Below are 20924 nucleotides of genomic sequence, written 5' to 3'. Positions count from 1 at the left end.
GGTAACTATACTTGACTATTGCTATTAGGAAAAAGCCCGTAAAATTACTGTGGCTTGAGGCTTTAAAGCGGCGGTTGTTCGATGAGGATCCTGATTTTAACTATTATAATGAGCAATTTCGACGATTCGATGCCGGTTTTGCTGGCGAAAGAAAAGTTGACCGTGAATGGCTTGAATTAATATGTCCCTATACTTTTTTAGTATTACATAATTTAATTCTGATGAATTCTGCACAGCATTCGTATCAACTTGATACTCTTTTTATTTGCCGTAATTTTTTGCTAGTGATTGAAATAAAAAATATTAACGGACGCATTGATTTTGATGAAACTACTCATCAGTGTATTCGAACAAAGCCAGATGGTACTGTTGAAGGGTTTCCAAATGCACTTACTCAGACTCAACGACATATGCAATTTCTTAAAGTTATTAGCCAAAACTATTCTCTCCCCATTGAGGGCGCAGTTGTTATTTCTAACCCTTCCGCGATCATTGCAAGTCATCCAAACACAATCCCTATTTTCCATGTTTCAGGACTTCAAAAACATCTTCATTCCCTGTTTAAAAAATATAAACAAACTATTTTAAGAGAAGAACAGCTATCACAAATAGCCCAACACCTTCTCAGTCGTCATCAGCCATCGAAAATTCCGGCTTCTCTTGATTCTTCACGATTCCGCCAAGGCGTGCTTTGCCCGAAATGCCAATACAAATCCCAAATGCATTTTGCTCGTGGAATTTGGAAATGTTTATACTGTCACTATGCAAGCGAAGAAATTTTCGCTGAAGCCTTACAAGATTATCAATATTTAGTTAGACCGACCATTACCAACAAACAGTTACGTGATTTTCTTAATATTCATTCCAGTGATGCTGCCAATCGTTTACTTAGAAAATTTCAATTTCCCTATACAGGTTCTTATAAAAATCGCGTTTACCAATTACCTGAGAATTTGATGGAGTATATGAATCCGTTTTTCAGCTCTTCTTGAAGAGGTGGGTGTGGTTCTCGGGGGGCTCTCCTTTCGCGGGTATTCACTTCTCTTCCACGTATTCACTTCCCTTCCGCGGGTATTTGCTTCTCTTCCGCGGGTATTCGCTTCCCTTCCGCGGGTATTCACTCCTCTTCCGCGGGTATTCACTCCTCTTCCGCGGGTATTCGCTTCTCTTCCGCGGGTATTCACTCCTCTTCCGCGGGAATTCGTTTCTCTTCTGCGGGTATTCAGATTAAGTCCATATAATTGTTTAAAAAGAAAAGATCACTCACCCTTCATCAAAGTGAATTTGAAATAAAAAAAGAGTGTTCCATTGGTTGGAAACACTCCTTTTCAAATTATCGCGTAACTTTCTCTTCGACGATCTTTTCTTTAACTTCACCAGTAGTATGTGTTCCTGGTGTTGTTGTTGTTCCTGGTGTTACAGTTCCTGGTACTGTCGTTGTACCTGGTGTTGTAGATTCTGGAAGAACATTGTTACGGTTAACATCATTAACGTTACGATCGTAAACGTCATTTCGTCTATTCGGTTCTACAGCGTCTTCTACTCTGTCAACACCTCGGCGAACGTCTTCTTTAACGTTCTCCGCTGGTCTTGTTTCTACAGCTCTATTTCCCCAGTTACAACCTCCAAGGAATAATGCAGCAAGAATAATTGCCAAAAATGACATTCTCCACATATGAAAAAACCTCCTTCCTCCGGTGCTATGTCATCAAATACAATGTGTGTATTTGTGATCCTACATAGATTGCCCGGGAAAGGAGAGAACTATCCGATTTTTTTACAAACTATTTTTGTTTTTCTTTTAACAATTGTTCAATGTACGCTGCTTCTGCTTTACAGTTGAAGCTATAATTTGTACCTAGCTCTTTTTGCAAGGCCTCAATTGTTTCAATTTGTTTAGCTGTTGGTTCTTCATTTAAAATTTTTGCAATTACTTCGTCGATTTTCTGCGCCATCTCTTCATGGAATTCAGTATTCATCAAAACATCTGCTGGGATTTTTTCGATCCATGCGGCATTTTCTTGAAAATAAGTTTGCCAGCTAGCAATGAAGTCTTCCATAGAAAAACGCTCCTCTTTCCAATCAATACTTGCTAAGTATGATTCAAAAGATGTTGAAATCGAACGCGTAATGCTAATTTTTACACCTGAAGACAATTCCTTATACATCTATATAATCCTCCTACGTTTTAAAAACAAAACTACATGTATTATTCACAATCACATATAGCGCATTGCATTTTTATAAAATACGTAATTTCTTTAACTGCACTCCCTATAATAAACTATTAGAAGATTAACAGTTAAGAAAATTTTCGATATAATTATTTTAAATCTTTTAGCCTATAATTGCAAATTACACCTATTTTGGTTGTGAAGGTCCAATAGCGAATAGAATATCCGCTTCACATACTAGTTCTCCATCAACTGTCGCCACACCGTGACCTTTGCCCATAACTCCACGGAGTTTCACGAACTCTACTTCTAATCGAAGTTGATCTCCCGGTACTACTTGTCGCTTGAAACGACAGTTATCAATTCCCGTCAAGAAAGCTAGACGACCTTTAAATTCCTCTGCGTTTAATAATGCTACGCCACCTACTTGTGCTAATGCCTCTATAATTAAAACCCCAGGCATTACTGGATAGCCAGGGAAATGCCCATTAAAAAAGTCCTCGTTCATAGAGACATTTTTCAAACCGACTGCACGCTTACCTTCTTCTAATTCAACGATACGATCAACGAATAAAAAAGGATAACGATGTGGCAAAATTGCTTGAATTTGTTCTGCTGTTAACATTACTTTTCCCCCTTGAATGCTTAATATCAATGTCTTGGCGTAATTGTAGCTGTCGCTAAAGATAAAAAATGTGTCCGGATTTTGAATGGTGCCTACAAAAAAATTCTGTGACATCCGCCGGAGACTATAATCTTCATTCAGTAACTGTTATAAACCATTACATAAATAATTATGTAAAATAAAGTATGGTAAAGAATATTATTATTCTTTACCATTCATAATATCAAATATATGCTGCCATGTTTCTAGTTTGAAAACGTCCATGGCTTTACCTTGTCCAATTACACTATAGCCAATTATTGTACCTAAAATTGCGGCGACAACAACTAAGATGATAATAAGTACAACGCGTAGCCAAATCGGAATCAGCCGTATTTGCACCCATCGAACCTCTCGTTGCTCTCCATTTGAGCCGTGTTCCTTCTCTTCTGGTGGCGTATCGGTTTCTTTTGTTTGCATAGAACCTCGACTTGAATCGTTTGTCATAAATTGTACTCCTCTTCATTCCTTACTAAACAGTAATTATGGATTTACTATCGAATACCATTAATGAGCCCAAGCATTTGATCTGCTAAAGTGACAGCTCTCGCATTAAATTGATAAGAACGCTGTGTTTGAATTAAATCCGTCATTTCCTTTGAAAGATTTACATTCGACATTTCTAGCGTACCGTTTTGCATACCAATTTGCTGACGATTTGCACCTTGTAGATTAGTGACAACTTCAGCTTGCGTATATCCTAACTGAACTAGGTTATTCGGCAATCCAACATAAGATCCAGAAATGTCCTCCATAAGCTGTGGCTTTTGGAACTCTGTCACCCCTACATTAGTACGAATAACATCTCCATTTGGATATGATGCCTCTAATACGCCCCCATCACGAATCGCAAAACTTTTTACATTGTCTGGTAATGTAATAGCTTGCCCGTTTTCGTTTGCCAATGGATATCCATCTGCAGTTACAACCATTACTGTTCCATTATTTAATGGTGATAAATAAAAGTCACCTTGACGAGTATACACTGTTTTTGTGCCATTTTCACCATCTGGCATTAAAATATTGAAATATTGTTTTGGTTTTGTAAAAGCTAGGTCAAGATCTCGATTTGTTGTTTGTAGAGACCCTTGTTTTTGATTAGATTGGATTTGTCCAAGCATTGCACCTGAACCGTAACGGATACCAACAGGTGATTGTCGATCAGCACGATCTTGCTTGTCATTGTTAAATTGTTGATAAAGCAATTCATTAAATGTAGCTTCTTTTGTTTTATAGCCCTGTGTATTGCTATTGGCAATGTTATTACTAATTGTATCTAGTCTATTTTGTAATTGCCCCATTGTGTTTGTAGCAGTCATCATTGTACGTAGCATGATCAAACGCCTCCTGTTCGCCTATTAAACTTTCCCGATTTCATTAGCAGCTTTTTCCATGCTGCGATCATAAGCTTGTAACACTTTTTGGTTAGCCTCGAAAGCGCGATATGCTGTCATTAAATCGGTCATTGTGCGACTAGAATCAACGTTTGAGCCCTCTAGATAATTTTGACGCAATGTAAAGGATACGCCATTGGCACCGTAAGCTGTCGGTAAGTTTTCACCGTTTTCTGTTCGAATTAAACCATTATCCTGTTTACGTAGCATGTTCGGATTCGTTGCATATGATACGCCAACACGAGCTACTTGCTGATTATTAACATAAATTGCTCCGTTCTCATCTAGGCGGAAATCATCATTCGGTAGCTGAATGCGTTGACCTCTGTCTGATAACACATACAGTCCTTGTGGATTTACTAAATAGCCTTGACCATCTAATGTGAAATTACCATTTCGTGTATATGCTTCTCCGCCTTCTGGATGTGCTAAACGGAAGAAAATAGATCCGGTAGTACCATCTGCATTTTGCGGTAAGTTTCCATCGATTAAAGCCATATCTGTCGTGAAATCAGTGTTATAGATTTGGCCTTGTATGTAATTTGGCAATGTTTCTTGCATATAAATCCCTGTATTTAATGCGCCAACTTGGCTCATATATTGAGAGCCTGCTTGCTGATTAGCAGGTGCATTCGTTTTTCCTACACTTGACATGAGCATGTCAGGAAATGACCGAATTGTTGATTGGTCTGCTTTAAATCCTGGTGTATTCGCATTTGATAAATTATTTGTTAGTAATTCTGTTCGTCTTTGTTGTGCAATCATACCAGTTGCAACTGTATAAAACCCTTTAAACAAAGGACTCACCTCATTATCTTTTTATAAGGATGCGGGAACTCGATCAATATTTTCAAGCATAATCCCTGTACCAATTGCCACACAATCCATAGGTTGTTCAGCAATGAACACAGGTACCTTTAATTCTTCGATTAATAGTTGGTCCATACCGTGTAGTAAAGCACCACCGCCAGTAATAATGACCCCACGATCAATAATATCAGCTGATAACTCTGGTGGCGTTTTTTCTAAAACATTTTTTGCAGATTGAACAATCATAGCAACCGATTCATGTAAGGCACGTTCAATCTCTTCAGAATGAATTGTTATTGTACGTGGTAAGCCCGTCACCATGTCTCGACCACGAATATCCATTGAATCGTTTCGGCTACCTTTAAAGACTGTACCGATTGTAATTTTAATGGCTTCTGCAGTACGTTCACCAATTAGTAATTTGTATTCTTTTTTAATATATTGCAAAATATCATTATCAAAAATGTCTCCGGCTACCTTAATGGACTCACTCGTTACAATATCACCCATTGATAAAACTGCAACATCTGTTGTTCCGCCACCAATATCGACTACCATATTGCCGCTAGGTTGGAATATATCCATGCCTGCACCAATTGCAGCCACTTTTGGTTCTTCTTCTAAGTATACTTTTTTTCCACCTGATTTTTCTGCGGCTTCACGGATAGCCTTTTGCTCAACACTAGTAATGTTCGTTGGACAGCAAATTAAAATACGTGGCTTAGCTAAAAATCCTTTTACATTTAACTTATTGATGAAATGTCTTAGCATGGCTTCAGTAACGTCAAAATCCGCAATGACACCATCTCGTAGTGGACGAATTGCAGTAATGTTACCAGGCGTACGCCCTACCATTTGGCGAGCCTCTTCCCCCACAGCTAATACTTTATTTGTTTTTTTATCAATCGCCACAACAGATGGTTCATTTAAGACGATTCCTTTACCTTTAACGTGTATTAATACGTTCGCAGTTCCTAAGTCAATGCCAATATCTTTCGAAAACATTTTATAATTTCTCCTTCCCGCCATTTCCAACTACAAAAACGTTCATTTTTATCTGTTTATCTAGAATATTCTATCACAACCTATTGGTAATTTCACCTAATTTTAGTGAATAGGACTTCATTCCTTTCAATTATATGAACACTTCATGAAAAGAAGAAATTGCTAAAACAACTTTTTCATGGTCCATCATCAAATAGTTTGAAATGAATTTTTTTATGTGAGTAGGCTGATTGAAGAGGAGACTGGGCGACTCCTTGGGGATTAGCGTCACAGATGAAACTCTGCAGCGTAGCGAAGCGACAGCAACAAATGTTTTATCTGTGCGATAGCGAAGCGACAGCAACAACAAAGCGCCCAGTCGGAACGGAAATCAACCCCTCGTTATTGTAAGTAGCTTTTTATGGGGAAATATGTATCTAGCTTGTCCTTTGCATTTTAAAAAAGAACGAATCATTCATGACTCGCTCTTTCTTTCCACTTGTTTTTCGTTGCCTCTCCTCCGCGAATATGACGTACGGCCTTATGGTAGGCGAGTATTTCCTTTACTTGCTCAGCTAATCCTTCATGAATTGTTGGCAGTCGCTCTGTTAAATCTTTATGCACCGTACTTTTTGAATAACCTGTCATTTTCGCGAGGACACGCACAGTCTCACGCGTCTCAATCAATAATTCACCGAGGCGTATACAGCGCTTCCGAATGTGCTCGTGCACGTTCTTCGTCCTTTCCACACAAATTCACAAATGGCGTTGGCATCAGATGCACGTCTGCGCATTTCTTCACATTATGTGAGGACAAAGCTGTTCAGAACACATTTTACATTTTCACGATAAAATACTGATTTTTTATGCATTTTTTAGTATTCGCTTCTCACATAGAAATTAATCATTTTCATTGTTTAGGAGAAAACAAAATGGCCTATTATCAATTATACCTCGGCATAATTGATAATAGGCACGTTGTTGGGCATGAGTTCCTCTATTTCAGCACTGCTGAAATAGGTTAAAAGCCTAGTAATTTTTTCGGATTAATATATTTTCCGTTTTCAAGTACTTCAAAATGCAAATGAATGCCAGCTGCTTGGTTCCACTCATTGTCAGTCGCTTTTCCTAGTGCTTGACCTTGTGTTACCTCATCGCCTTCTTTGACAGCAATGTCTTTTACAGAGCTATAATGTGTTTCCTTACCATTTGCATGCTCGATCACAATTTTATTGCCTGTAAATGCGTCAAGCTTTACTTGTTTTACTTTACCGCTTAAAGCAGCAAGTACTTCAAATTCTTCACCATTCATAGAAAGAGAAATACCGGAAGATGTCGTAAATGTTTGATTAAATACCATTAGTGCTTTTTCACGTGACTCAGCATTTGCCTCTACATCATAAAACTCTTGTGAAACTTGAATTTTATTAAGATTTGCTTCCTTGAATGGGTACTTCATATTTTCTGTTCGTGCATTGGTTTCAACTACAGGACCTGAATCTACTTCTGCTACTTCTGGTAATGGAGCCTCTTCTACTTTTGATACAAGACTATTGTAACCAAGTAGTAAACCTGCTAGCATTAGAGCTCCACCAGCGTAAACAGCTGGCCAAAACCATGGTTTCTTCTGTAATTGAACTTTTTCATCTTGATTTTGAGAAGTTTTACTATTTTTATCCTCTCTCATTTTCATCACCTCTAGTTGCAGTGTGAACAACTAGAAGTTATTTTAAACATGCATCTATCTTTTTTATCTCAATATCTTGATAATAGTAGTGTAAAATTTCGGAAGCTGTTTTCCCATCACTTGCCATAGCATCTGCTCCATATTGACTCATCCCTACCCCATGCCCGTATCCTTTCGTGCTCACTAGCACTTTTCCAGAGATGGAATTATATGATATTTTAAAGTCTGTTGATGCTACTCCCAAAAGTGTTCGAACCTCTCGCCCTGACCATATATTCTTCCCTAACTGCATGCGCTCAACACGCCCTGAATCATTTAAAAAGAACTGTACACGGTTGAAATCATTTGCCTGCCATTTAACAGGCCACAATGCATTCCACTCAGCCAATGTCCATTCTTTTATCGCTGCAAACTTTGGTGATGATTGATCCGAATTACTCGCGACGCTTTGTAAATATGGTACATCATTGCCACTAAAACCGTAGGCACTTTCTGTTTTCCCATTACTAGTAGAGTGAAACATTGCCGTAATTAATTCGTTATTATATAGAAGAACTTGTCCTTTCGTTTCGTTAATAGCCTCGACAATTTTCTTTTCATTCCCCGGGAAATTGCTAGTCCAATTCTCTTTTCTTTGTTCCTTATTGTAAAAAACTTGTCTAGCAACAGTAGGAGCGATAGCTATTTTACCGTAATTTGTCGATTTCAACGCGTAAGTTCTTGCAGCAATAGCCTGTGCCTTTAAAGCTTCTTTTTTAAATGAAACAGGCATTTCTGCAGCTACCACACCAGTTACATACGTTTCTAAAGAGATTTTCTCCGGTTGTCCCTCCACTTCTATGAAGATTTCACAAGCTTGTTCTGTTGCTGCAGGCGCATCCTCAACCGTACGTCTCTCACCAAATGCCACAGGAAGCATATATAATGCTCCAGTCAAACAAATTATGCCTATACTCATTATCCATTTTTTCATAAGGAATAATATGCTGAAACTTTTCAAAATATACGATTGAGGGCTCTCTTAAAAATCTCTAATCACCATAACGTGAAGTTGATTTCCATTTCGGCTTAGCGCTTTGTTGTTGCTGTCGCTACGTTTGCACTAGGCTTTCGCACAGAAAACATACGCTTCGCTCCAGGGTCTCGGGCCAACGCGATGTTGGTCACGGAGGCGTTATCACAGGATATGATGCTTTAGCCTCCGTTCCTCTATTGCTAACCCCCAAAGAGTCGCCCAGTCGTAACGAAGATCAACTTTTAACATGACATACGTTTTAAAAACGCTAAATAGCTACTAATATCCTCTTAAATGTAGAAATACGATTCTTTTAACAAATACATTGTCACTGTTAAGACAATTTTAGTCCTCTTTCCATCTAATGATTGCTAAAAAATCTTCCTATCGCTGCTTCACTATCGCCAGTGTGGATTAAACTATAAAGAAAAAACCCTTTGCTCTTAAGCAAAGGGTTGGGAAATCTATTTAGTTTGTTGGTAATTCAACAGTTGTTTTTTCTTCAACGATAACGTCCTCTACTGGTACACGTTCAATTTGTGCGCCAAGTGAAGCCAATTTGCCGTGGAAATCAACATAACCACGATCTAAGTGATGAAGTTTTGTAACTCTAGTCACACCTTCAGATACAAGACCTGCTAAAATTAGTGCAGCCGCAGCTCGTAAATCAGTTGCCATTACTTCAGCACCCTGAAGATCTATTGGCCCTTCGATAAACACAGAACGTCCTTCTATTTTAGCACCGGCATTCATGCGACGGAACTCCTCAACATGCATAAAACGATTTTCAAAAACCGTTTCAGTAATAATACTCGTACCTTCAGCAGTTAACATTAAAGCCATCATTTGAGATTGCATATCTGTCGGGAAGCCTGGATGTGGCATTGTTTTAATATCAACAGCTTTTAATGGTCTAGGAGCGCGTACGCGGATTCCTTCATCTAACTCAGTGATTTCTACACCCATTTCACGCATCTTTGCAATTAATGCAGTCATATGTTCAGGAACCGCATTTTCAATCGTTACATCACCTTTTGTAATTGCTGCTGCAACCATAAATGTGCCAGCTTCAATACGATCAGGAATAATATGATGCTCTGTTCCATATAATGTATCGACTCCTTCGATACGAATTGTATTCGTACCTGCTCCGATAACACGACCACCCATATTATTAATGAAGTTTGCAAGATCTACAATTTCAGGCTCTTTCGCTGCATTTTCAATTACAGTCGTTCCTTGCGCTAACGCTGCAGCTGTCATAATATTTTCTGTTGCCCCAACGCTAGGGAAGTCCAAATACACATTTGCGCCTTTTAAACGTCCATCTGCCTTTGCCTCTACAAAACCATGACCAAACGAGATTTTTGCTCCCATAGCCTCAAAGCCCTTTAAATGTAACTCAATTGGACGGGAACCGATTGCACAGCCCCCAGGTAAAGCAACACGAGCATAGCCATTTCGAGCAAGTAAAGAACCCATCACTAAAATCGATGCACGCATTTTACTTACATATTCAAATTGAGCTTCACTAGAAAGTTCTTTTGTTGTGTCGATATATACTGTATTATCCTCAGGTATATATGTAACAGCCGCATTTAGACTTTTTAGTACTTCATTTATAGTAAAGACGTCTGCTAAGTTAGGGACTTCTTTAATTACATTTTCTCCTTTTGAAGCAAGTAAAGCTGCTGCTAGGATTGGTAACACCGCATTTTTTGCGCCCTCTACGCGTACTTTCCCCTGTAGCTGTCGGCCGCCAGTCACTATTATTTTTTCCACCCTATGTCCCTCCGAATTCAATCTATTAACCTATCAAAATTTTATTTTAAAAAGAAGTATAATGTCATAATCAGTAAACAAACAACTCTATAGTACAACTTTTCTTACGCTCGTTCAAGCGTCCAAATCACTATTTTACGTCATTTTTTAATATTTTGCTATTTATTTATTGTACGCATGATTTTTTTTTTTGTGAATGACCAATAACATGGAAGATAAGCGTAAATTTTTAATATATACCCAAAGATTTGTGAACAAAAACCGAAATCTCACAAATTTCTTTTATTACATATTTCAAAGGACCACATAAATTATGTTATAAAGCCCTGTGAAATATGTAGATTATACATCTAACATATAGAAAGTAGTAAGGGCCTCTTAAAATAAATACGGAAGCTTTCCAGACCAATTTGAAAATTGGAGAAAGAAATTTGAAACGGCTGATCCTATTGCAACGCTTAATAAAATATAAATTAATTGGACTCGAAATACTTTATTCTTCTTAAAAAGCTTTTCTAACATAAACGCTTGTAGCGCATAAAAGGTAATAGCGATAAAAAATATGTGCGATAAAATACCTATTAACGCTTCCTGCCCTACTGCCCTATATAATTCCATGTTGTTCCTCCATATTCCTTCCTCAAGACACTGTGGAATAATGTTAAAAAACGGACAGATGTTAAATCTGCCCGTTAAAATTTGAATTAGATATTACCCTCATGAACGTTGATACGATTCAACGCACGTTTTAATGCTAGGTCAGCACGTTTGAAATCAATGTTATCTTGTTTATCTTGAAGACGTCCTTCAGCACGTTTAACGGCTTCTTTAGCACGTTTAACATCGATGCTTTCAGCAATTTCAGCAGATGGCGCTAAAATTGAGATTTTTTCAGGGCGAACTTCAATAAAACCACCGCTTAAAGCTACAAGTTCAGTTGAACCGTCTTCTTTTTTAAGCTTCACTGCACCAATTGCAAGTGGAGCGACCATAGGAATATGGCCTGCAAGAACACCGATTTCTCCTGAAGTTGTTTTTGCGATTACCATTGATACTTCAGAATCGTATACTGGGCCGTCGGGAGTGACAATATTGACTTGAACTGTCTTCATATTTTTTCCTCCTCGTCCCTAGTATTAAACCTCTACGCCCATGCTTTTCGCTTTTTCAACTACTTCATCAATAGAACCAACTAGACGGAAAGCATCTTCTGGTAGGTGATCCCATTTGCCATCAAGGATTTCCTTGAATGAGCGAACAGTTTCTTTAACAGGTACATAAGAACCTTTTTGACCAGTAAATTGCTCCGCAACGTGGAAGTTTTGAGATAAGAAGAATTGAATACGACGAGCACGTTCTACTGTTTGTTTATCTTCATCAGATAATTCATCCATACCTAAGATAGCAATGATATCTTGTAATTCACGGTAACGTTGGATTGTACGTTGTACACCAGTAGCGATAGCGTAGTGCTCAGCGCCTACGATTTCAGGTGATAAAGCACGAGAAGTCGAAGCTAATGGGTCAACCGCAGGGTAGATACCCATTTCTGATAATTTACGCTCAAGGTTAGTAGTTGCATCTAAGTGGGCGAAAGTTGTAGCTGGAGCCGGGTCAGTATAGTCATCGGCTGGTACATAAATCGCTTGGATAGAAGTTACAGAACCTTTGTTAGTAGATGTGATACGTTCTTGTAATTTACCCATTTCAGTTGCAAGTGTTGGTTGGTAACCTACCGCAGAAGGCATACGACCTAATAGGGCAGAAACCTCAGAACCTGCTTGTGTGAAACGGAAGATATTGTCGATGAATAAAAGTACGTCAGCACCTTGCTCATCACGGAAGTATTCTGCCATTGTAAGACCAGTTAAAGCTACACGCATACGTGCACCTGGTGGCTCGTTCATTTGACCGAATACCATCGCTGTTTGCTTGATAACGCCTGAATCGCTCATCTCGAAGAATAAGTCGTTCCCTTCACGAGTACGCTCACCTACACCAGCGAATACAGAGATACCTGAGTGCTCTTGTGCGATGTTGTTGATTAATTCTTGGATTAATACAGTTTTACCTACACCGGCACCACCGAATAGACCGATTTTACCACCTTTGATATATGGTGCTAATAAGTCTACTACTTTGATACCTGTTTCAAGAATTTCAACTGTAGTTGAAAGTTCATCGAAAGATGGCGCTTCGCGGTGAATTGAATCACGACGAACGTCAGCTGGAATCTCTTCACCTAAGTCGATTACTTCGCCTAGTACGTTGAATACACGACCTAAAGTAACTTCACCAACTGGTACTGAGATAGCTTTTCCTGAGTCTGTTACTTCTGCTCCACGTTGTAAGCCATCAGTAGATGACATTGCAATCGTACGAACAGAATCATCACCTAAATGAAGAGCAACTTCTAATGCAAGAATTGATGGTTCTTCATTTGGACGTTCAATCTTAACTGTTAGTGAGTTATAGATTGCTGGTAATTGGCCATTGTCAAATTTTACGTCAACAACTGGACCCATTACTTGAATAACATGTCCTTTATTCATTACTGTGTATCCTCCTATCGTATTCTTATACGACATTGGGAAGCTGGGCCTATTCTAAGGCAGCAGCTCCACCAACGATTTCTGTAATTTCTTGTGTAATCGCCGCTTGACGCGCACGGTTATATTGCAATGAAAGATCTGAAATAAGATCAGATGCATTATCAGTTGCATTTTTCATAGCCGTCATACGAGAAGCATGTTCACTTGCTTTTCCATCTAATAATGCGCCGTAAACTAAGCTTTCCGCGTATTGTGGAAGTAATACTTCTAGAATTGCTTCACCAGATGGCTCAAATTCGTAAGAAGCATTACTGCTAGCAGGTGCAAGATCCGTTAATGGAAGAAGTTTTTTCTCTGTCACTTCGCTAGCAATAGCGCTGACAAAGTGATTGTAGTACATATAAAGTTCATCATACGTACCGTCAATGAACATACCAACAGCTTTACGAGCGATTTCTTTAATATCAGCAAATGATGGTTGGTCCGGAAGACCGATAACATCGCTGATGACATTATGATCACGTTTCACAAAGTAGTCACGAACAACACGACCTACCGCTAGAATCACGTATTCATCTTTCGATTTATGACGCTCATCAATTGTACGTTGTACTTGACGTAGGATACTTGAGTTGTAAGCACCTGCAAGACCACGGTCAGAACCAATGACTAAGTAAGCTGTTTTCTTAACAGGACGAGCAGTTAACATTGGATGTCCACTGTCTTTTGTCCCTGAAGCGATCGCGCCTACTACGTCCTGGATTTTTTCCATGTAAGGAACGTACGCTTTAGCGTTTTGCTCTGCACGACGTAACTTTGAAGAAGAAACCATCTGCATCGCTTTTGTAATTTGTTTCGTACTCTTTGTTGAATTAATACGACCTTTTATTTCGCGTAAGTTTACCACTGGTATTTCACCACCTTTTGTTTTTTAATCAAGTGACTGCTCGAACTTATTCTGATTTAGCGAAAGTTTTTTTGAATGCATTGATTGCTTCAACGTAATCCGCATCAGGAGCAAGCTCTTTTGTAGTACGAACGTGATCTAAAACGTTTGTGTGGTTTGATTCTAACCAGCTTAAGAATTCATTTTCAAAACGAACGATATCTTGTACTGGAATATCATCTAAGTGACCTTTAGTTAATGCATAAAGGATAGCAACTTGTTTTTCAACTTTAAGTGGTTTGTTTAGGTCTTGTTTAAGAACTTCAACCGTACGTTTACCACGCTCAAGTTTAGCAAGTGTGATTTTATCTAAATCAGAACCGAATTGAGCAAATGATTCAAGCTCACGGAATGCAGCTAAGTCAAGACGTAGTGTACCCGCAACTTTTTTCATCGCTTTAATTTGAGCAGATCCACCTACACGTGATACAGAAAGACCGGCGTTAATCGCTGGACGTACACCTGAGTTGAATAAGTCAGATTGTAAGAAAATTTGTCCATCAGTAATTGAGATTACGTTAGTTGGGATGTATGCAGAGATATCCCCAGCTTGTGTCTCAACGAATGGAAGAGCTGTAATAGAACCATTTTGATATGTTTCATTTAACTTCGCAGCACGTTCAAGTAAGCGGCTGTGTAAGTAGAAAACATCACCAGGGTATGCTTCACGACCTGGAGGACGGCGTAGAAGAAGTGAAAGTTCACGGTAAGCTGATGCTTGTTTAGAAAGATCATCATACACGATTAATACGTGCTTACCTTGTAACATGAATTCTTCTGCCATAGAAACACCAGCAAATGGTGCTAAGTAAAGTAATGGAGCTGGTTGAGACGCAGCTGCAGTTACAACGATTGTATAATCTAATGCACCGTGCTTACGTAACGTTTCAACTACACCACGTACAGTTGATTCTTTTTGACCGATAGCAACGTAGATACAAATCATGTTTTCACCATTTTGGTTTAAGATTGTATCGATTGCTACTGATGTTTTACCAGTTTGACGGTCACCGATGATTAACTCACGTTGACCACGACCGATTGGTACTAAAGCGTCAATCGCTTTGATACCAGTTTGTAGTGGTTCGTGTACTGATTTACGAGCCATTACACCGAAAGCTGGACTTTCGATTGGACGAGATTTTGTTGTGTTGATTGGACCTTGTCCATCCACTGGTTGACCAAGTGGGTTTACAACACGGCCAATTAGTTCTTCACCAACTGGTACTTCCATGATACGACCTGTACGACGAACTTCATCGCCTTCTTTGATGTCTGCGTATGGACCTAAGATTACGATACCAACGTTACCTTCTTCTAGGTTTTGAGCCATACCCATAACACCGTTAGAGAACTCTAAAAGCTCTCCAGCCATGGCGTTGTCGAGGCCATGAGCAAGTGCGATACCGTCACCAATACGGATAACTGTACCAACTTCGCTTACTTTAAGTTCAGATTCATAATTCTCAATCTGTTGTTTAATCAGACTGCTGATTTCTTCAGCCTTGATGCCCATGTATGTCACCTCTCACATTTCTAAATTATTAACCGATTAATTCACGTTTTAGGCGCTCAAGCTTGTTCGCTACTGAGCTATCATAAATATGATTACCGATTTGAACACGAATACCACCAAGAAGTGATGGATCAATTTCGTTTGTAATGTTTAATGTTTGTTTCCCTACAAGTTTCGCAAATGTTGTAGAAATATTAGCGCTTTCTTCAGTAGAAAGGGCACGAGTAGAGAATACTGTTGCATCTGCAGAACCTTGTGCCTGTGCAGCAAGCTCAGCATATGCGTTCGCAATAAGCTTCACTTCGTTTACACGTTTTTTCTCAACAAGTAGTTGAACTGTGTGTAAAACCTCTGGAGTTGCACTTGCAAAGATTTCAGCTACCATTTGTTTCTTACGTTCGATAGAGAACTTAGGAGCATTTAAAAGTGTTAAAAAATCAGGAGATTCTTTGACTACTTTTGTTAGCTCGTTTAAGTCTGCTCCAACTTCAGCAAGAATGTTTTTTTGTTGCGCTAATTCAAATAGCGCTTGTGCGTAACGTTTTGCTACAGTTGAATTACTCATCGAGCTTCCCCTGCCTTCGCAATCGTCTCTTCAATTAGAGCACGGTTGTCTGCCTCAGAAATCTCTTTGCTAAGGACTTTAGATGCTGCAAGTACAGATAATGAAACGACTTCATCACGTACAGCTGCAATAGCTTTTTCTTTTTCAGACTCAATTTCACGTAAAGCCGATTCTTTTAAGCGGTTTGCTTCATTGCGAGCAGCAGTAAGAATTTCTTCTTTTTGCATTTCGCCTTGCTTCTTAGCGCCCTCAACAATCGATTGTGCTTCCGTACGAGCTTCTTTAAGAAGGCTCTTTTGTTCTTCTAAATATTGGTGCGAATCTTTACGAGCTTTTTCAGCTGCTTCGATTTCACTAGCTACTAATTCTTCACGTTGTTGCATGATGCCCATAAGTGGACCCCAAGCAAACTTTTTAAGTAAAAACATTAATGCTAAGAAAATGATTAATGTTGCTGCGATGTCACCACCGTTGAAACCGGCACTAGCGCTGCCTAGTACAAGATTATCTAAAAACACGATTGTTTCACTCCCTTCAAGAGCTTTGACTTCAACATAATAAATTAATTAATTACTTGAAAAACTACCTATTTTAAAAAGCTATATTTACACATAGCTTTTATCAGTTCCAAAATGAAGGGCGAAGTTTCATCTAGAGATTTCTGCTTCGCCACTAGAATTCAGTGTACAACTGAATTATTTGTTCATTACGATGAATGCGATTACTACTGCGATGATTGGTAGGGCTTCAACTAATGCTACCCCGATGAACATTGTAGTTTGAAGAACGCCACGTGCTTCTGGTTGACGAGCGATACCTTCTACTGTTTTTGAAACGATAAGACCGTTACCGATACCTGCACCAAGTGCACCTAGACCGATTGCGATTGCTGCTGCTAATAAACCCATTTGAAAATTTCCTCCTTGGAATTGTTTGTTTTTTTTTGGTTTAAGCATAAAATTTATGCTTTATATTAATGGTCATCGCTCACTTTATGAGCCATGTAAACCATTGTTAACATTGTGAAGATAAAGGCTTGGATAAAGCCGATGAAAATAGAGAAACCTTGCCATGCCATCATTGGAACAATCGCCCCGATGAATCCAATTGGACCCGTAACAGCTAAACTTGCGATTAAGCCAAGTAAAATCTCACCTGCGTAAATGTTACCGTAAAGACGAAGACCTAATGTTAAAGTGTTCGCAAATTCTTCAACGATTTTTAGCGGGAACATGAATGACATTGGTTTGAAGAATGTACCAACATAATGGCCTGTCCCCTTCATTTTAATACCATAGAAATGTGTTAAAGCTAAAATCATTGCTGCAAGCGTCATTGTAACAGTTGGGTCAGCTGTAGGAGATTTCCACCAAAGTTCGTGGTCATAGACGATAGAGAATGGAAGACCTAATAAGTTAGATACAGCGATAAACATAATTAACGTGATACCTAAAATATGGAATCGTCCACCAGTTTTCCAGTCCATGTTGCTTTTGATGATGTTCTTTACGAAATCCATAATCCATTCCATAAAGTTTTGCATACCAGTAGGTTTTAACTTAAGGCTTCTAGTTGAAATAAATGCGATTAAGAAAACGATTACAGCTGCAACTAGTAACATCATAACAGTTGAAAGGTTGAATGTTAGAGAAAACAAACCAAAATCAACTACTTTTAATGGAGCTTCATGATTCATTGTTATTTTTCACCTCTCTTTCTAATTTAAAGCACATTAGCGGTTCCTTACATGGGACACAATTCTCTCGACAAAGAGAAAAACGTACGGAATCATTAGCCCTATAACCGTGCTAATTAAGTGAAAATAGTTTGGCAACGAAATGGCTAGAGCGACTGCCGCCACACCTGATCCAAAGCGGAGCATTGTACCAAGTGAGCCTATTTTCTTCCCTTCACTAATGGATCGATCAAACTTCTCCATACGGCGAACTAAAATCCAAAAATTATACGTACCAAAGAATGCACCGATTGCGATGCCCGCAAAAAACGTCTGATAGGGCGTAAATCCCCAGCCTAATGCACAGAGTGCGAGCAAAAAAAATAACGCTCTCTTCTGCACAGCAAAAATGTGATGCAAATCTAGCATTGGTTTATAATCTCCTGAATCATTTTTTCGAGTAAAGAAACATTTGCTGACCACTATGTGAAATCAGAAAAGAGCAGTGAAAAACACTACTCACAGCGGAATAGTAACGGGAGAGCGTCATTTTGAAATTATAGGTGTAAATCCCAAAAAAATTCTTACACCCCGAAACGCACAAAACGTTGCAAATCGACAGCCTTTGGTTTGAACTGTCAATTTAGTAGAAACTTGATGTAACAAGTGTTTCAACCTCTATTTACGAATAGAAACCCTTATCATTCTTACCCTTTGTAAGCATACAATAGGAGATATTTGAAGTCAATTAGTAAAGTAGAAAAACTTCACAGCCACTATACTCTTGTCAAATTGTTGACAAATTTGTGTATGAAAATTCATAGTTTCAAAATCGCAGTTAACGTTTATGCAAAAAAAAGCTAATTTGCGATACATATATGCTCGCAAATTAGCCCGCCTACCGTAATTAGTACATTAGACTCATTTTTCATTTCTGAAAAGGGATATTACTTGCTTTTTTGTAAAAATCCTAAAAGAGCCTTCACAATATACTCACAAGCATGTCCATCACCATAAGGATTTGACGCTTTTGACATTGCTTCATAAGCATTTGTATCTTCTATTAATTGTTTAGCTAGAGTATAGATATTTTCTTCTTCCGTCCCTGCTAGCTTTAGAGTCCCTGCTGCAATACCTTCTGGGCGCTCTGTTGTATCTCTTAGTACTAGGACTGGTTTACCTAATGAAGGTGCTTCCTCTTGGACACCACCAGAATCCGTTAAAATCATATAAGAATTAGCCGCAAAGTTATGGAAATCAAAGACTTCAAGAGGTTCAATTAAATGAACACGCTTATGATCTCCTAAAATTTCATTCGCTATTTCTCGTACAGCTGGATTCATATGAACTGGATAAACAACTTGTACATCCTCATGCTCTGCTAAAATTCTAGTAATCGCTCTGAACATATGACGCATAGGTTCACCTAGATTTTCACGACGATGTGCTGTTAATAAAATCATACGGTCTGTGCCTATTTTGTCTAAGACAGGATGTGTGTAATGTTCACTTACTGTTGTAGCTAATGCGTCGATTGCTGTGTTACCAGTGACAAAGATAGTATCAGGGTTTTTATTTTCATCTAAAAGGTTTTTCTTTGATACTTCTGTCGGTGCGAAATGAAGGTCAGCCATAACACCTGTTAACTGACGATTCATTTCCTCTGGGTATGGTGAATATTTATTCCAAGTTCGAAGACCTGCTTCCACATGTCCGATAGCAATTTGGTTATAAAATGCAGCTAGACTTGCAATGAAAGTCGTTGCTGTATCACCATGTACTAAAACTATATCCGGTTTTGCTTCTTTCATGACTTTGTCTAAGCCTTGTAAAGCATTCGTCGTCACGTCAATTAATGTTTGACGATCCTTCATAATATTCAAATCGTAATCGGGTGTAATTTTAAAAGTTTCTAAAACTTGATCGAGCATTTGGCGATGTTGGGCTGTTACCGTCACAATCGATTCTATTTGCTCAGGATGCTTTTGTAATTCCAATACTAGTGGGGCCATTTTAATAGCCTCTGGTCTCGTACCGAAAATCGTCATTACTTTCCATTTTTTCGTCAAAACGATTCGCACCGTCCTTTGTTATATTTGTATGAAAAGTGCTTTACTTCCATTGATTTGCGTCATATGAGGCAAGTGTCGAACTTTAATAGAAGTAATTCGCCTAACATACTATGAAACGTCCTTCAATATTGAAGGACGCTCTCTATAGTTATAAGTTTCCTAAAAATTACATACTTAACCTATTTTTACGGCTTACCATCATAACATAGGTTGATTTCCATTATAACCAGGCGCTTTCCTGGAGTCGCCCAGTCTACTCCAATCAACTTATCATCATGATATACGTTTTAACAAAATATAATCCCTATTTTCCGTTGGTGAATCTTGTTAATACCATCGAATTTTGTTCAGTATTATTTTGTACCGAATAGGCGGTCGCCTGCATCACCTAGACCAGGGACAATGTAGCCATGGTCATTTAATTTTTCATCAAGTGCAGCAATATAAATATCTACATCTGGATGATGTTCTTGAATTTCTTTTACACCCTCTGGCGCAGCGATTAAGCACATGAATTTAATGCTTTTCGCACCACGTTTTTTCAGTGAGTTGATCGCTTCCACTGCTGATCCACCAGTTGCAAGCATTGGGTCAACAATGATGAAATCACGTTCTTCTACATCTGCTGGAAGTTTTGCATAGTATTCTACAGGTTTTAACGTTTCTGGATCACGATAAAGACCGATATGACCAACTTTAGCAGCTGGAATTAGATTTAATACGCCATCTACCATGCCAATACCTGCACGTAAAATCGGTACAATCGCAAGTTTCTTACCAGAAAGTACTTTTGTCTTAGCAACAGTAACCGGTGTCTCAATTTCAATTTCTTCCACTGGCATCTCACGTGTAATTTCGAATGCCATTAATGTTGCCACTTCGTCTACTAGCTCACGAAATTCTTTAGTTCCTGTATTCTTATCACGAATATAAGTTAACTTGTGTTGGATTAGTGGATGATCAAATACGTATACTTTGCTCAAAGGGATTCTCTCCTAACCGTTCGGATTCATTTTTATCTCAACTAGTATAACAGAAAAAAGGAGTCGTCTCAAAAATAAATTTGGGACAACTCCTTTTCAAGAATG

General features: G+C 38.6%; 24 protein-coding genes. 1 reads left to right on the top strand and 23 read right to left on the bottom strand.

All coding sequences use genetic code 11. The features are described 5' to 3' along the window. Positions 1 to 11: 11 nt before the first annotated feature. The gene (locus AC3WSO_RS03975) at positions 12 to 992 is read left to right on the top strand and encodes a nuclease-related domain-containing protein (RefSeq protein ID WP_492528893.1); all 981 of its coding nucleotides are present in this window, start codon (positions 12 to 14) and stop codon (positions 990 to 992) included. 341 nt (positions 993 to 1333) lie between these two features. On the opposite strand, the gene AC3WSO_RS03970 is transcribed toward AC3WSO_RS03975, so the two are convergent. The 23 genes from AC3WSO_RS03970 to upp all read right to left on the bottom strand — a co-directional run bounded on the left by AC3WSO_RS03970 (position 1334) and on the right by upp (position 20819). After that, the gene (locus tag AC3WSO_RS03970; RefSeq protein WP_492528891.1) at positions 1334 to 1675 is read right to left on the bottom strand and encodes a hypothetical protein; all 342 of its coding nucleotides are present in this window, start codon (positions 1673 to 1675) and stop codon (positions 1334 to 1336) included. Positions 1676 to 1784: 109 nt separating this feature from the next. Further along, positions 1785 to 2168 (bottom strand): hypothetical protein, encoded by a 384-nt coding sequence (locus AC3WSO_RS03965; protein ID WP_492528889.1) that lies wholly within the window; start codon positions 2166 to 2168, stop codon positions 1785 to 1787. Between the two features lie 193 nt (positions 2169 to 2361). Continuing rightward, complete coding sequence (gene fabZ / locus AC3WSO_RS03960; RefSeq protein ID WP_492528887.1) at positions 2362 to 2799, bottom strand: 3-hydroxyacyl-ACP dehydratase FabZ; 438 nt, start codon at positions 2797 to 2799, stop codon at positions 2362 to 2364. A 201-nt stretch (positions 2800 to 3000) separates the two neighbouring features. Beyond that, complete coding sequence (locus AC3WSO_RS03955; RefSeq protein ID WP_492528885.1) at positions 3001 to 3285, bottom strand: DNA-directed RNA polymerase subunit beta; 285 nt, start codon at positions 3283 to 3285, stop codon at positions 3001 to 3003. Between the two features lie 47 nt (positions 3286 to 3332). Continuing rightward, the gene (locus tag AC3WSO_RS03950; RefSeq protein ID WP_492528883.1) at positions 3333 to 4172 is read right to left on the bottom strand and encodes a flagellar hook-basal body protein; all 840 of its coding nucleotides are present in this window, start codon (positions 4170 to 4172) and stop codon (positions 3333 to 3335) included. 24 nt (positions 4173 to 4196) lie between these two features. After that, positions 4197 to 5030 carry a flagellar hook-basal body protein gene (locus AC3WSO_RS03945; RefSeq protein ID WP_492528881.1) on the bottom strand — a complete coding sequence of 278 codons (834 nt, stop codon included), beginning with the start codon at positions 5028 to 5030 and terminating at the stop codon, positions 4197 to 4199. A gap of 21 nt (positions 5031 to 5051) precedes the next feature. Further along, complete coding sequence (locus tag AC3WSO_RS03940) at positions 5052 to 6047, bottom strand: rod shape-determining protein (RefSeq protein ID WP_079559421.1); 996 nt, start codon at positions 6045 to 6047, stop codon at positions 5052 to 5054. Positions 6048 to 6497: 450 nt separating this feature from the next. Next, positions 6498 to 6758: a sporulation transcriptional regulator SpoIIID gene (locus tag AC3WSO_RS03935; protein WP_079559420.1), complete on the bottom strand. Its 261-nt coding sequence runs from the start codon at positions 6756 to 6758 to the stop codon at positions 6498 to 6500. Positions 6759 to 7047: 289 nt separating this feature from the next. Continuing rightward, positions 7048 to 7713: a M23 family metallopeptidase gene (locus AC3WSO_RS03930; RefSeq protein WP_079559419.1), complete on the bottom strand. Its 666-nt coding sequence runs from the start codon at positions 7711 to 7713 to the stop codon at positions 7048 to 7050. Positions 7714 to 7750: 37 nt separating this feature from the next. Continuing rightward, positions 7751 to 8632, bottom strand: coding sequence for a stage II sporulation protein D (gene spoIID / locus AC3WSO_RS03925; RefSeq protein ID WP_492528879.1), 882 nt, complete (start codon positions 8630 to 8632; stop codon positions 7751 to 7753). Between the two features lie 564 nt (positions 8633 to 9196). Then, positions 9197 to 10510: a UDP-N-acetylglucosamine 1-carboxyvinyltransferase gene (gene murA / locus AC3WSO_RS03920; protein ID WP_492528877.1), complete on the bottom strand. Its 1314-nt coding sequence runs from the start codon at positions 10508 to 10510 to the stop codon at positions 9197 to 9199. A gap of 378 nt (positions 10511 to 10888) precedes the next feature. Next, positions 10889 to 11128, bottom strand: a complete 240-nt coding sequence (locus AC3WSO_RS03915) for a DUF1146 family protein (RefSeq protein ID WP_492528875.1) — start codon at positions 11126 to 11128, stop codon at positions 10889 to 10891. An 86-nt stretch (positions 11129 to 11214) separates the two neighbouring features. Further along, on the bottom strand, positions 11215 to 11622 hold the full coding sequence (locus AC3WSO_RS03910) for a F0F1 ATP synthase subunit epsilon (RefSeq protein ID WP_079559415.1): 408 nt from the start codon (positions 11620 to 11622) through the stop codon (positions 11215 to 11217). Positions 11623 to 11646: 24 nt separating this feature from the next. Then, complete coding sequence (atpD, locus tag AC3WSO_RS03905) at positions 11647 to 13062, bottom strand: F0F1 ATP synthase subunit beta (RefSeq protein WP_492528873.1); 1416 nt, start codon at positions 13060 to 13062, stop codon at positions 11647 to 11649. A gap of 49 nt (positions 13063 to 13111) precedes the next feature. Further along, on the bottom strand, positions 13112 to 13969 hold the full coding sequence (gene atpG / locus AC3WSO_RS03900; RefSeq protein WP_323654277.1) for an ATP synthase F1 subunit gamma: 858 nt from the start codon (positions 13967 to 13969) through the stop codon (positions 13112 to 13114). 46 nt (positions 13970 to 14015) lie between these two features. Continuing rightward, complete coding sequence (gene atpA, locus AC3WSO_RS03895; RefSeq protein ID WP_323654276.1) at positions 14016 to 15524, bottom strand: F0F1 ATP synthase subunit alpha; 1509 nt, start codon at positions 15522 to 15524, stop codon at positions 14016 to 14018. 28 nt (positions 15525 to 15552) lie between these two features. Continuing rightward, on the bottom strand, positions 15553 to 16089 hold the full coding sequence (locus AC3WSO_RS03890) for a F0F1 ATP synthase subunit delta (protein WP_492528870.1): 537 nt from the start codon (positions 16087 to 16089) through the stop codon (positions 15553 to 15555). Next, the gene (gene atpF / locus AC3WSO_RS03885; protein WP_197139685.1) at positions 16086 to 16607 is read right to left on the bottom strand and encodes a F0F1 ATP synthase subunit B; all 522 of its coding nucleotides are present in this window, start codon (positions 16605 to 16607) and stop codon (positions 16086 to 16088) included. Before atpF ends, AC3WSO_RS03890 begins: the two co-directional genes overlap by 4 nt. Positions 16608 to 16784: 177 nt before the next feature. Continuing rightward, positions 16785 to 16997 carry a F0F1 ATP synthase subunit C gene (gene atpE, locus AC3WSO_RS03880; RefSeq protein WP_049668022.1) on the bottom strand — a complete coding sequence of 71 codons (213 nt, stop codon included), beginning with the start codon at positions 16995 to 16997 and terminating at the stop codon, positions 16785 to 16787. Positions 16998 to 17062: 65 nt separating this feature from the next. Continuing rightward, positions 17063 to 17785, bottom strand: coding sequence for a F0F1 ATP synthase subunit A (atpB, locus tag AC3WSO_RS03875; protein ID WP_492528868.1), 723 nt, complete (start codon positions 17783 to 17785; stop codon positions 17063 to 17065). Between the two features lie 36 nt (positions 17786 to 17821). Then, entirely contained in the window at positions 17822 to 18193 is a 372-nt protein-coding gene (locus tag AC3WSO_RS03870) for an ATP synthase subunit I (RefSeq protein WP_492528867.1), read from the bottom strand. 518 nt (positions 18194 to 18711) lie between these two features. Next, complete coding sequence (gene wecB / locus AC3WSO_RS03865; protein WP_492528865.1) at positions 18712 to 19833, bottom strand: non-hydrolyzing UDP-N-acetylglucosamine 2-epimerase; 1122 nt, start codon at positions 19831 to 19833, stop codon at positions 18712 to 18714. A gap of 356 nt (positions 19834 to 20189) precedes the next feature. Beyond that, positions 20190 to 20819: a uracil phosphoribosyltransferase gene (gene upp, locus AC3WSO_RS03860; protein WP_492528863.1), complete on the bottom strand. Its 630-nt coding sequence runs from the start codon at positions 20817 to 20819 to the stop codon at positions 20190 to 20192. Positions 20820 to 20924 lie beyond the last annotated feature (105 nt).

This window comes from Lysinibacillus sp. EB106-09-02-XG168 (genome assembly GCF_058791475.1).
The sequence above is the reverse complement of the archived record's forward strand: the minus strand, read 5'-3'. Positions and strand labels throughout refer to the sequence as shown.